This is a genomic window from Paenarthrobacter sp. AB444 (genome assembly GCF_028736865.1).
Classification (GTDB): Bacteria; Actinomycetota; Actinomycetes; order Actinomycetales; family Micrococcaceae; genus Arthrobacter; species Arthrobacter nicotinovorans_B.
Genome location: NZ_JAQZBY010000001.1, coordinates 306208 through 318491 on the forward strand (window position 1 = coordinate 306208; position 12284 = coordinate 318491).

The 12284-nt window shown below is 62.5% G+C and carries 14 protein-coding genes; 9 read left to right on the forward strand and 5 right to left on the reverse strand.

The window, feature by feature from the left end; all coding sequences use genetic code 11:
- Positions 1-48: 48 nt before the first annotated feature.
- The 4 genes from PQ627_RS01390 (at position 49) to PQ627_RS01405 (ending at position 3498) form a co-directional block, all read left to right on the forward strand.
- Positions 49-1623 carry a sensor histidine kinase gene (locus PQ627_RS01390; protein WP_274258032.1) on the forward strand — a complete coding sequence of 525 codons (1575 nt, stop codon included), beginning with the start codon at positions 49-51 and terminating at the stop codon, positions 1621-1623.
- Positions 1608-2327, forward strand: coding sequence for a response regulator transcription factor (locus PQ627_RS01395; protein ID WP_274258033.1), 720 nt, complete (start codon positions 1608-1610; stop codon positions 2325-2327). Before PQ627_RS01390 ends, PQ627_RS01395 begins: the two co-directional genes overlap by 16 nt.
- Before the next feature lie 79 nt (positions 2328-2406).
- Positions 2407-2793, forward strand: coding sequence for a hypothetical protein (locus PQ627_RS01400; protein WP_274258034.1), 387 nt, complete (start codon positions 2407-2409; stop codon positions 2791-2793).
- 96 nt (positions 2794-2889) lie between these two features.
- Complete coding sequence (locus PQ627_RS01405) at positions 2890-3498, forward strand: hypothetical protein (RefSeq protein WP_274258035.1); 609 nt, start codon at positions 2890-2892, stop codon at positions 3496-3498.
- A 60-nt stretch (positions 3499-3558) separates the two neighbouring features.
- On the opposite strand, the gene PQ627_RS01410 is transcribed toward PQ627_RS01405, so the two are convergent.
- Complete coding sequence (locus PQ627_RS01410) at positions 3559-4392, reverse strand: aldo/keto reductase (RefSeq protein WP_274258036.1); 834 nt, start codon at positions 4390-4392, stop codon at positions 3559-3561.
- 263 nt (positions 4393-4655) lie between these two features.
- On the opposite strand from PQ627_RS01410, the gene PQ627_RS01415 reads away from it, so the two are divergent.
- Complete coding sequence (locus tag PQ627_RS01415; protein WP_274258037.1) at positions 4656-5816, forward strand: low temperature requirement protein A; 1161 nt, start codon at positions 4656-4658, stop codon at positions 5814-5816.
- A 43-nt stretch (positions 5817-5859) separates the two neighbouring features.
- On the opposite strand, the gene PQ627_RS01420 is transcribed toward PQ627_RS01415, so the two are convergent.
- Positions 5860-6651, reverse strand: a complete 792-nt coding sequence (locus tag PQ627_RS01420) for an IclR family transcriptional regulator (protein ID WP_274258038.1) — start codon at positions 6649-6651, stop codon at positions 5860-5862.
- Between the two features lie 169 nt (positions 6652-6820).
- Here PQ627_RS01420 and PQ627_RS01425 point away from each other — a divergent pair, with 169 nt between their 5' ends.
- Positions 6821-7642 carry a maleate cis-trans isomerase family protein gene (locus PQ627_RS01425; RefSeq protein WP_274258039.1) on the forward strand — a complete coding sequence of 274 codons (822 nt, stop codon included), beginning with the start codon at positions 6821-6823 and terminating at the stop codon, positions 7640-7642.
- Positions 7643-7653: 11 nt separating this feature from the next.
- Complete coding sequence (locus tag PQ627_RS01430; RefSeq protein ID WP_274258040.1) at positions 7654-9030, forward strand: SLC13 family permease; 1377 nt, start codon at positions 7654-7656, stop codon at positions 9028-9030.
- A 78-nt stretch (positions 9031-9108) separates the two neighbouring features.
- Here PQ627_RS01430 and PQ627_RS01435 read toward each other — a convergent pair whose 3' ends face one another.
- The 3 genes from PQ627_RS01435 to PQ627_RS19955 all read right to left on the reverse strand — a co-directional run bounded on the left by PQ627_RS01435 (position 9109) and on the right by PQ627_RS19955 (position 11083).
- The gene (locus PQ627_RS01435; protein WP_274258041.1) at positions 9109-9729 is read right to left on the reverse strand and encodes a flavin reductase family protein; all 621 of its coding nucleotides are present in this window, start codon (positions 9727-9729) and stop codon (positions 9109-9111) included.
- Between the two features lie 51 nt (positions 9730-9780).
- On the reverse strand, positions 9781-10056 hold the full coding sequence (locus PQ627_RS01440) for a hypothetical protein (RefSeq protein ID WP_274258042.1): 276 nt from the start codon (positions 10054-10056) through the stop codon (positions 9781-9783).
- Positions 10057-10282: 226 nt separating this feature from the next.
- Positions 10283-11083: an MBL fold metallo-hydrolase gene (locus PQ627_RS19955; RefSeq protein WP_443192731.1), complete on the reverse strand. Its 801-nt coding sequence runs from the start codon at positions 11081-11083 to the stop codon at positions 10283-10285.
- Between the two features lie 208 nt (positions 11084-11291).
- Between PQ627_RS19955 and PQ627_RS01445 the strand changes: the two genes are divergently transcribed.
- Complete coding sequence (locus tag PQ627_RS01445) at positions 11292-11672, forward strand: MerR family transcriptional regulator (protein WP_274258043.1); 381 nt, start codon at positions 11292-11294, stop codon at positions 11670-11672.
- An 88-nt stretch (positions 11673-11760) separates the two neighbouring features.
- Complete coding sequence (locus tag PQ627_RS01450) at positions 11761-12225, forward strand: alkylhydroperoxidase domain protein (protein WP_337993518.1); 465 nt, start codon at positions 11761-11763, stop codon at positions 12223-12225.
- Positions 12226-12284 lie beyond the last annotated feature (59 nt).

The window sequence follows — 12284 nt, forward strand, 5'->3', positions numbered from 1 at the left end:
GCACCACCCGGGCCGCCGAAACCAGCCTGAAGTCGATCGGAGCGCCCCATGGAATCGCGCACAAACCCCGCCATTGCTCCCGCCGAGGGAACACGGTCAGGTTCTCAGATCTCCTTTCGGGGTGCGGCCACGGCAGGCTGGCTGGTAGCACGGGCAAAGTCGCGGACCCTCCGGGCAGCGATGCAGACCGTCCGGGTCCGGGTTCTAGCCACCGTCCTGGCCTTCATGGCGGTAGGACTGTTCGTTGCCGGAACCACCACACTGACACTGGACCTTCGGGAGCTCAACAGCCGGGTCACCGAGGACCTACTCCACCAGTCTTCACGCCTCCAGGACATCGCGAACCAAGGCAGTCAGGATGGCCGGCCCTATGCTTCCCTGGATGACGTCTTCACAGTATTCCTCGGAGGCGGCACGCTTGGACGTTACGAATCCGTGATGGCCACCACTGCCGGAGGGAACACCTTCCTGCCCGCCGGAGCACAGGCCCGCACACTGGGCCACCCCTACGTCCTCGAAACCGTCCTCGCCATGCCCCTGAAGGACTCCACTGTCTTGCGGGACGTCAACGTGGACGGCCGCACGCTCCGACTGGCCGTCACCCCCGTTTCGCTGGTCGGAAACTCCACCGAGGGTGTTTTGGTGGCAGGCAACGAGATCGGGCTGCAACGGGACCAAATGGTGGCGTCCTTCGGAACCTTCGCCGCTGTATCCGTAGGCATCTTGCTGCTGGCAGGTGGCGTTGGATACGCGGTAACGGGCCGCCTCTTTGTTCCCATCCGGCGGCTGCGCCAAGCAACGGAAACTACCACCTTCGAGGACGTGAGCAGCCGCGTTTCAGTGCCGCCCGGCGACGACGACGTGTCCCAGCTGGCCATCGACTTCAACCGCATGCTGGACCGCCTTGAGGCGGGTATTGAGGACCAGCGCCAGTTCGTGGACGACGCCAGCCACGAACTTCGAACGCCCCTGACCATCATCGGCGGCCACCTTCAGCTCCTCCAGCCCTCAGACGCCGCCGACGTCGCGGAAACCAGGGTTCTGCTTCTGGAGGAGGTAGACCGGATGCAGTCCCTGGTCAACGAACTCCTCGTCCTTGCCCGTAGTGGACGGCCCGATTTTATCCGTCCGGACTGGGTTGACGCCGATTCATTTCTTGAAGCTGCCATGGAACGGGTCCGCGTCCTGGGAGACCGGCATTGGCAGATTGAACAACTGCCGGGAGGCTGGTTCCAGGCAGACCGCAGCCGCCTCACCCAGGCCATTGAACAACTCGCGGCCAACGCCGTTCAATCCACCGAACCAGGCGACATCATCTCCATCGGCGCAGCATGGGTCGCCACAGAGGCCGGCGCTTTCGGCGACAAGCATCACGAGCCCACCATCGAAATCTGGGTAGCCGACACCGGTTGCGGCATCAGCGCCATGGACCAGGAACGGATTTTCGACCGGTTTGCACGCGCCGGGATGTCCCGGAGCTCCGATGGATCCGGTCTGGGATTGCCCATTGTTAAGGCAATCGCCGAGGCGCACGGAGGTTCGGTCAGGCTTTCGTCACGTGTCAACGTGGGAAGCAGGTTCGTCCTGTCCTTGCCGGCGGGTACATCGTGGCCCGCATCCTGATCGCGGACGACGAGCCACGGATCGCCGGCTTCATTGCCAAAGGTCTTACTGCGGCCGGCCACACCACCACCTCGGTAGCTGACGGCATTCGGGCGCTTGACTACGGCAGTTCCGGTGAATTCGACCTGCTGATCTTGGACATCGGGATGCCCCGTATGGACGGATTCAAGGTGCTCTCCGCCTTGCGTGCCATGAACTGCTCTGTACCCGTTATCGTCCTGACGGCACGGGACTCACTTCCGGACACGCTCGCGGCGCTCGACGGCGGCGCGGATGACTATATGAGCAAGCCCTTCCGTTTTGAGGAGCTGCTCTCGCGCATCCGACTCAGGTTGCGGGACAACCCTGCAGTGCAGGAAGACACGGCTCCTGCAAGCGGCGACCTCAGCCTGGACGTGGACCTGCGCAGCGCCATCGTCCGTGGCCGCTCGGTCCAACTTTCCGCCCGTGAGTTCGCCATGGCACGCGTGTTCGTGGACAACGCAGGCAAGCTGCTGAGCCGTGAACAGCTGCTTAGCCGGGTCTGGGGCTACGACTTTGACGGGGCCTCAAACGTGGTGGACGTCTACGTCGGCTATCTCCGTGCCAAGCTTGGTCCGGAGCACTTCCAGTCAGTCCGCGGAGCCGGCTACCGGTTCACTCCCGTCCCTGCCGGCACAACAGGGCCTGACGAGTCCAGAAGCACCACCCTGGACAATGGATGAGAGGTCCCTCATGGAAGTTTCATTCCCCTTTCACAGCGGCAAGGAAGAGTGGTAGCACCAGCAAACGAAAGGAAGACCGATGTCAAAGATCTGGTACCTCCCACTCGCCGCCGTTCTCGGCACTGCGAGCCTGTCCGTCTGGATTCAAGCAAATGCCGGGCCGCCTCCCGCCGTCTCCCCCGGCGTCGTGATCCCCAACGCCAACTCCAGTACGAAGCCCGCCGCGGTTGAACCCGAACCCGGGAATTCGCCCTCTGCCGTCCCCGAATCTACAGCGAGCATGACGGCGGCGCCCGGGCAGGCCCCGGCGACCCACATCATCCCGGCCGAACCGGTGACATTGCCTCCGGTTCAGGTAGACGACAAGGGCGGACTCCGTGCACCGGGCGTCACCGACGACGGCGCCACCCACGACCTCAACGACGACAAAGGTGGACTCCGTGACCGCGACGCTTCCGACGACTGAAGACCGGTTGCGCGAGCGGAATAGTCACCGCCCGCCACGGGTTGTGCTGATGAACGAAAGCAAGCCCGCCCTACAGGAAAGCACCCAATCATCACCATGAACCCGTCACCGGCGAAAAGCTTGTCCGAACTGATGGCCGACGCTGACACCGCAGGCCATGACCATGCAGCCACGGAGAAGAACAGCGGCCTTCGGCACATCCACAACCATGCAACAGGGGCGATTGTGTGGTTTCCCACGTGGCAGACCTTCCGCCAGACCAGCGACTGGGAGGAGGCCGTCGCGGAGCAGGAGACCCGACTCAAAGCCTCAACGGCTGAAGGTACCCCTCTCCAGAATGCGGTCGCAGACCTGCTGACGGAGCGGCTTGACTCCCTGCTTGAACGGGCTGCCCAGTCTCCGGACGCCAATGTCTTTGTGCAGGAGAACCTCACTCCCCACCTAACGGAGACCTGGGCCATCGCCGACGCCGCGGCGCGCGCATCCGGTGCCGACCTCCCTGCAGGGACGCCGCCGGCAGCTTTCTCCGGCTATCCCTATCCCGTCTACGCCGAGGACGGCGCAGCATTTGCCACGACCCTTTGGAATGACGTCATCGACGCCCGCCGCCACCGTGCCATCGCCGAAGAGGCCGCCCGTAAAGCCCTTAAGCCGGTGTCCCGCAAAGCCCTGAAAAATGCTGCGAGGAAAGCTGCGCGGCGCTGACGCCGCTGCTTTGTGAATGGACGCCGGTGCCTGAAGTGGCAGGCTGCACGAGGTGGTCGCCTAGATCATCTCGAGCATGGCTTTGCGGGTAGGCGGAGGATAAGCACTATCCAGGTCAGCCAGATCGTGTGGTGTGAGCTCGATGCTGAGGGAGCGGTGGACTTCGTGGACGTGTTGCGGACTTGAAGCCTTGGGAATGGCGATAACCAGCGGCTGCCTGAGCACCCATGCCAGGGCGATCTGCGCGGGGCTGGTGCCGTGTTCGGCCGCGATGCGGAGCAGCAAAGGATCTTTAAGCATCCGACCTTGTTCAAGCGGCGAATACGCCATCACCGGGATGCCGCTGCTGACACATTGGGGCAACAGGTCGAATTCGATGCCCCGGCGGGTCAGGTTGTAGAGCACTTGGTCGGCCGCGACTCCCTCAGCGCCCGGTAAGGGCTGAAGTTCTTGCAGGTCCGCCACATCGAAGTTGCTGACGCCCCAATGCCGTATCTTTCCGGCCTGCTGCAGGTGTTTGAAGGCTTCGAGTGTTTCGGCCAAGGGCACGCTGCCCCGCCAATGCAATAAGTAGAGATCGATGCTGTCTGTTCCAAGGCGGCGCAGGCTACCTTCGCAAGCAGCGATGGTTCCGCGCAAAGTGGCGTGATGCGGCAGGACTTTGGTGACCAGGAACGCTTCGTTCCGCCGTGAGGCCAGCGCTTTTCCGACGAGTTCCTCGGCGGCGCCGTTGCCGTACATCTCGGCCGTATCAACTACGGACATCCCCAGGTCCAAGGCCGTATGGATCGCCGCTGTTTCGCGAGCGGCGTTGCCGGGTTGCTCACCCATGCCCCACGTTCCGATTCCGAGCGCCGGAACAGTCTCACCGGATGGAAGAAATATCTCGCGCATAGTAGCTCCCGTCAAAAGGTCCAGCTCCAGTGGTGGGATGCACCGCGTCCGGCGTTTTCCATGCCAAATCATGGCCAACACGCCGTGTGACTCCAACCTACTCCCCTGTGGCAAGAACACGATAGGGCACGGGCTGCCACGCCAACGAACCAGGTGCTTCGACATCCTCGACAGGCTTCCCTTGACTTTGTGACGGACCGTCGCCACTGTTGTCGTCAACAGGAGGCAGCATCCGTTGGTTCCTGGCCCAGTGGAGGATACTGATGGTCCGTGCCACGTCGCTGATGCGCTCAGCGACCTCCGAAGACCAGGTTACCCGCGTGGAGCTGTTCTTCGATCTGGTCTTCGTCTTCGCCCTGTCACAGCTGTCCCATCATTTGCTGGAACATCTTTCCTGGCTGGGTGCCGGGGAGACATTCGTGCTGCTTTTAGCGGTCTACAAGGTATGGGTATACACCACTTGGTCGGCAACACTGCTGGACACTTCGCGGCGTGAGGTGCAGTGGATGCTGCTGATCGTCATGCTGGTCACCCTGTTCATGAACGCATCAATCGGCTCAGCATTTGGCGCCTTCGGTTGGCTCTTTGCAGCCAGCTATCTGTTGGTTCAGCTGGGCCGCGGTGCGTGGATGCTTAGCGTAGGACTCGACAGGACCACCCACGACCACTTCGTGCGCATGCTCATCTGGGGGTGCATGAGTACGCCGTTCTGGATTGCAGGCGTTTTCTTCGATCACGGACCACGTCTAATGTTCTGGGGCGTCGCTGCAGCGATCGATCTGAGCGGACATATGCTGGCGCACCGGTTGCCAGGCCGAAAGACCGAAGGAAGCCAGGTACCGCTCCCGGGAGAGCGAATTTTTGAACGGTTCGGGTTGTTCTACCTGATCGCGCTCGGGGAAACAATCCTTTCAACCGGCCTGGCCATCGCGGGCAACTTGACGGATCCAATGATTTTTCTGACCGGGACCATAAGTCTGATTGGAAGCGTCGCGATATGGTGGTGCTACTTCCATGGCCTCGAACAGGACATCCAGGAAAAGCTTGCTTCGGTAAATGACCAGTTCCGGCCCGGTATCCTGGCAGGCAACACCTTGCTCATCTTACTGGCGGGCCTGATCCTGGTGGCGGTTGGTGACCAGCTGGTAATCAGCGATCCTGTCGCCCGTCCCGATCTGTCCACGGTCCTGCTCCTGTTCGGTGGACCCGCCCTCTTCCTTGCCGGCCGGGGCTTTTTTATTCGAAAAGTGCTGGGCCTGCGCCTACCACCTGATCTTGCCGGGATTACAGCCTTGACGGTGCTGGCAAGTCTGAGCTTTCTGGTTCCCGCCTTCGTTGCCGCTGCGGGCGCTGTTCTTCCCCTTATTGGCGTCGCAGTTTCCGATACGCTCAACCGGCGTCGAACGCGGCAGCGGGCCCTCTAAAGCTATTGCATGCCGGCAGTGACCACGGCCACACCCTGAGGGTCTAAGACGTCTCCTGCAGGTCCCCCCGGCCTTGGTAGCCAAGGGCATAACTGGCTTCGCGCCCCGCCTGGGCTACAACCGGCCCCAACCGCTGAACATCAGCGGGGCCAATCCGCTGAGTGGGGAACCCCAGACCCACGGCACATGCGAGACGGCCGGCATGGTCGAAGACCGGCGCACTGATGGAGCCGACATCCTGGTTGCGTTCCCCAAAGGCTGCGTAGAATCCCTGCCGGCGCGCCACCTCCGCCTGCTCTTTCAGCTGCTGAACGGACACCGGGGTATCCGGAGTGAAGCCCTCAAGCGCCTGCTCGTCCAAGGCATCCCAGGCCCCGGGGTCGAACGCCAGGAAGATCTTGCCGGGGGCGCCGGCGTGCAGAGGCATGACCATCCCTACCATGAAGGGACGCATCACAACATGGCGTGTCTCGGCCACTGCGACGACGGTCCGGAATGCACCGTCGCGGACGTACAGGCAGGCGCTTTCACCGGTTTCGTCACGTAACTGCTGCAAAACCGGCTTAACCAGCCGAACGACGTCGAGCCCAAAAGTTCCGGGAGTAGCCCAGCGGACCAGACCTATGCCGATCCGGTACCGGTCGCCGTCGCGGTCCAGGAACCCCTCACGGAGCATGTTCTGGACCAATCGCTGGCAGGTGCTCGACGGCAGCCCGGTCTTGCGGATGATCTGCTGCAGCGTCGGCTCCGGCTCATCTACGGAGAAACAGTCCAGGATCTCCGCCACCTTATGCAGGACCAAGAGGGGCGAAGCCCCTGCTCCCGGTTCTTTCACCACAGTCCAATACCCCTAACTCTTTACCGCCAGCATGCACCAGCTTAGTGAAGCCTTGGGCAATGAAGGATGTGATCCATTTGACACCACCGCAATGTGACCCACATTATGAGATGCGAACCCACCTTATGGGTTTTACTCGCCCCCAGCACAATGATGTGGAGATTCCATGAGCACCATCACCGCCAGCACCTGCGAAACGGCCCCTGAGACCAAGCGCCCTGGTAGCAGCCGCGTGGGACTGATCGTCCCCAGCTCCAACACGACCATGGAGACGGAATTGCCGGAGTTGTTCCGGCGCCAAGCCGAGGCGACCGGGCACAAGTACACCTTCCACTCCGCCCGCGCCGGCATGAAAAAGGTCACCAAGGAAGAACTGCTTGCCATGGTGGGCACGGCAGCCCAGTGCGCCGAAGCAGTTTCCGACGCCGATGTGGATGTCATCGCCTACGCCTGCCTCGTCGCCGTCATGGCTCAAGGTCCCGAAGCGCATAAGGGTTCCGAAAGGGTCATTGCTGACGCTGCCTCCGGCAACGGGCACCCGGCCCCGGTTACGAGCAGCGCAGGCGCCTTGGTCCGAACCCTGCATGAAATCGGCGCCAACAGGGTCGCCATGATCACCCCGTACATGAAGCCACTGACCAAGATGGTGGTGGACTACATCGAAGGATCGGGCATCACGGTGCTGGACGCCATCAGCCTCGAAGTAGCGGACAATCTTGAAGTCGGTTGCCTTGACCCGCAAAACCTGCCCGCACTGGCCCGCAGCCTGCAGCGCGAAGGCGCCGACGCCGTCGTCCTGTCCGCCTGCGTCCAGATGCCCTCCCTCGCCGCCGTCCAGGCAGTCGAGGACGAGCTGGGACTCCCTGTCATCACGGCAGCTACGGCCACTACGTACGAGATTCTCAAGGCACTGGGCCACAAACCGGCCATCAGCGGAGCGGGCAGCCTGCTGTCCGGCGCCGGGGTGCTCGCCGCGGCGAAGGCGTAGGCGGCGGGCAAATGTCGCTCTCACTCATCGCCTTCCTGGTGCTCGTAGCGGCTTTCGCCGTCGGCTCGTTCACCAAGATCAACGCCGGACTTCTGGCCACCATAGCTGCGTTCGGCGTGGGTACCCTCCTGGCTGGGATGTCGGTCAAGGATGTCATCGGGCAGTTCCCGGCCGGACTTTTCTTCATCCTGGTGGGCGCCACCCTGCTCTTCGCCATCGTACGGATCAACGGCACTATCGACCTGCTCGCCTACTGGGCTGAACGGCTCGCCGGCAACCGCAAAGTCCTGGTTCCCATCCTCATGTTCCTGCTGACGGCAGCCTTGGCCTCGGCCGGCGCCTTCACGCCAGCCGCCATCGCCATCGTCGCTCCGGTTGGCCTGGCTCTGGGCATGCGGTTCGGCATCAGCACCCTGGCCATGGGCCTGGTGATCGTCCAAGGCGCCAATGCCGGCGCCTTCTCCCCCGTCAACCCCTTCGGCGTCCTTGGCAACAAGATGTTGGACGCAGCCGGGGCCGCTGACGATTCATTGAAGCTGTATGCGTACTGCTTCATCTTCAACGCCGTCCTGGCCGTCATCGCCTATGTTCTGGTCCAGGCCATCATGAAGCGCCGGGCCACGAAGACGGCGGCGCGGCTCGGCGGGGACACTGCCATACATTACGACGGCGGACCCGCCTCCCCGGCGACCGATGGCGTGGGAGGATCGGGCACAGCCGTGCTTACGGCCCCGGCGCGCACTTCCGTTGCTGGGCAACATGCCAGCGGATCCGCCCCGGTCAAGGTAGCCGCCACCCCCATGCGGATTCTCACACTTGCGGGCATTGCGTCCCTGCTGGTTCTCACCACTGTCCTGGGCATGGATGTGGGAGTAGCCTCGCTGGTCATCGCCGGGGTCCTGATCATCCTCGACTCCAACGTGCAGAAGCCGGCGCTGGAAAGCATGCCATGGTCAGCCATCATCCTCGTCACCGGCATCGTCACCTACGTGGGCATGCTGGAGAAAATGGGCGCGCTGAAAGAACTTCAGGAAGGCATCGCCGGTCTGGGCAACAGTTCCCTCGCGGCGTTGATCGCCAGCTACGTGGTGGCAATCGTTTCAGCCTTCGCCTCCACCACGGGGACCCTGGGCGTCATCAGCCCCGTGGTTGCCCCCATCGCCATGGACCCTCTGCTCACTCCTGTGGGCGTGGTGACGGCCATCGCCATCAGTTCCTCCGTGGTTGACGTCAGCCCGATGTCCACCAGCGGAGCCTTGCTGATGGCCAGCGCCCAGCCGAAAGACGAGCGGATGTTCTTCCGTGCGCTGTTGCTGTGGGCCATCGCAATGATAGGCGTTGTACCGCTTCTGGCCTGGTTCTTGTTCGTACAGCTCGGCATTGGCTAAGAGCTACAGGTTAAAGCAAAAGGGACGTCCCGCTTGGGGCGTCCCTTTTGTTTGCCTCGGATTGGCTGCCTGCCGGCCCTAGCCCTTGGGAGCAAAATCTCCCGGCCAGTCCCCGAGCCGGATGCGGCTACGGCTACGGACGGCTCCGAGTGTTCCCCACTCGTCCAGCCCCAACCTGGCCAGTGGCTCGAGCAGGTCGATCCGCGGGTGACTGCCATCCAGCACAGCACTACTCACGGCAGCATGCGTTACCTCGCCAAAAACCACCGTCGAGTCCCCGATCGGCAGCACGGAATGGAGCCGGCATTCAAGCACCGCCGGCGATTCCTTGACGCGCGGCACTGCCACCGTCAGGCTCGGCTCACGAGTCAGCCCTACGGCATCGAACTCACTGACCTGCGGCGGGAAATTGGTTCCAGTTGCGTTGACCTCTTCCAACAGCGTCGCCGGAGCGAGGTTGATGACGAATTCTTCCGACGCGATGATATTGCGCAGCGAATCCTTCTCACCCACCGACGTGAACTGCACAATCGGCGGATTGGTTGATGCAACGGTGAAGAAGGAATGGGGTGCAACATTGTCGGTTCCTGCCGGAGAGACGGTCGAAACCCATGCGATCGGCCGGGGCACCACCACTGCGGTCAAGAGCCGGTAAAAGTCACGGGCGGACGTGGCCGAAGGGCTGAAATCGTTTCGCATACTGCCAGCCTAGCGATCAAACAAGAGTGGGTCAGTTGAGCAGCAAGAGCCCTAGGCTGCCGTCGAAAGCGTGACGTAGCGACCTTCAACGGCCCGGTTGGCAACGACGGCGGCATTGGGCACCGTCACGTAGCTGCCACGGGCGACAGCCGGCAGGTTTCGGCTGCCCGGGATGGTGACATAGGAGCCTTCTGTAACCGCCTCCGGGATACCCGCGGGCAGAGTCACGTAGCTGCCACCGTGCGATTCGGTGTTGACGGCACCAACCTCGGTAACGCTCTCAGGGGTGGTTTCGATGGTTACGGGGCGTTCGGCAAGCAAAGTCATTGATACTCCTTGGGATTCAGGATCATGGCCAGTTAGGGACTCCAGTACCGCTCAAGCGGAAGGGATGCGGATTGTGGCGCTCGCCCTGCCGGCCCGGGAGTGTTCACCGGTGCGGTAGTCAAGGGCTGCTCTGGCCTGTACTCAAGTCTAACTTCTTATTCTGAGCTACTCAAAATAAGGTGGCAAGGCTCACGGTCACTCGCTTGCAAAACAGACTAGGCGCGGTTTAGCGTGCCAGCTTCGCATGATGTCCCGGGTCATGGGCGGGGATGATGAGCACGCGGTCCTTGATCGAGTGCAGCCGATGCAAGGTGTGAAATGCCTCCGTCCGATTCGCGTCGACAAGAAGTCCTGGAAAGGGGGCCTTCTGGCGAAGCCGCTCAATCTGGGTTCCGTGCCACGCCGCGTCCCCCGCCAGGAGGACGAGACCAGTCCGGGTTCGCAGCAGTACGCCCACGCTGCCCGGAGTGTGCCCCGGCAGGCCAACCAGAAGCACAGATCCGTCGCCGAAGAGGTCATGACTATGCTCAAACGTCAACACTGGCGGACCCCCCAAGTCGAACCTGTCTATGCGACGCCCCCTCATCACCGATCGCACTCCACCGGCCGGCGCCTGCCTCCCGTGAGTGATCCAATCATGCTCGACTGAATGCACAGCCAGCGGGAGGTCCGGCAGGTCAAGCAGACCGCTCACGTGGTCCCAGTGCAAATGAGTGGCCAGTGCGAAGTCAATGTCGCGCGGCGTGATTCCCGCCCAGTGCAGGGCCGATGTCGTGGACAGCGCAGAGGCCATGGGTCTCACAGCTCCTCGGAGCATCCAAGGCAGCTCCGGCATGATTCGATGGTCAGCGTCGACACAAAGGGCTGGGTCGACAAGCACTGTCGCGTCGCGATGTCGGATCACGTAGCTCGTCAACACACTCTCAAGTGTCCGCGGGCGGTATACCCCTTCGGCGATGGCGAACGCTGGAACTTCTCGCCTCCGTTCCTGAAGGGAGGCCGGCGTTGACCAGTCCGCTGAGCTCACCGTCGTCGCGCCTGCGCGGCCATACCTGCCGAAATGGCATCGCAAGAAGTCCAGCCATGCCCATCATCGTTTGCCTCACTGGCCGGATCCCCATCCCGCCAATCGATCGTTCCGTCGTCCACAAGGCCGTCCCTTTATTGGACAGAAAGTTATGCATGCGTGAGACGCTAGAGGCTCAGGTCAACCTGAAGTCAAGACGGGAGCCCATATGCGGATAGGCGATGCGGCCCGGATCATAGGCGTTCCAACCCATGTCCTGCGACATTGGGAAGAAGTCGGAGCAGTCATTCCGAAACGGTTGCCGAACGGGCACCGCGAATACGACACCCAGTCTGTCGCAGAGGCGCGGCTGCCCCGGCTTTGCCAGTCGGCGGGTATGTCCCTCGCTGAGATCACAATCCTCTCGCGCACCACGGGCCCGGCCCGTGCAGCGCTCGTGGCCGACCATCGCGAGCGGCTCGAAACACAGATCTCAAGCCTCGAAGCCACGAAGGCGCTCCTGGACCACGTCCTTGAATGCACGCATTCGGCGGTGAATTCCTGTCCTTCCTGCGCCGCACATGCCTACCCCGACGCACAGCGTGTTTGAGTTTGGGAGATCCTGCGCGTCGATCGTCACTCGGGACAATGCCGGCGCCAGAACTTTGCATCGAATTCGTGAACCGCAGTGACCTGACGTGTCGCGCGCCTCGAGCGACTACTTCCGACTGCTGGCCCGCGACCCTGACATCCTCGGCGCCAGGACGAGGACAGACAAGGACATCTTCTACAACACCAAGGAAGGTCTCCCCCGGGCCGAGCGCGAGCTCGCAGCGACGGCCACGTCACGGGAGAACGGCTGCGTTTTCTGCGCATCGGTCCACTCGCGGTTCGCGTCCCACTACTCAGAACGGCACGACGACGTCCAGCGCCTTCTCGACGACGGCACCTCGGCGGACCTCGGCCCGCGATGGAATGCCATCACTGCTGCCGCCGCCGCTCTCGCCCACACTCCATCGCGGCTCAACGCCGGCCACCTCCAGGCCCTGGAGGATGCCGGCCTGGATGCCTTGGAAATCTCGGATGTGATTCATGGCGCAGCCTTCTTCAACTGGGCGAACCGGCTGATGCTGTCCCTCGGAGAGCCGGAGGCGGCCAGCTGAAGCAGTAATACTGCTGGCATTCACAACCGCCTCACGACAGACGGCGCCTGCCTTGGGCA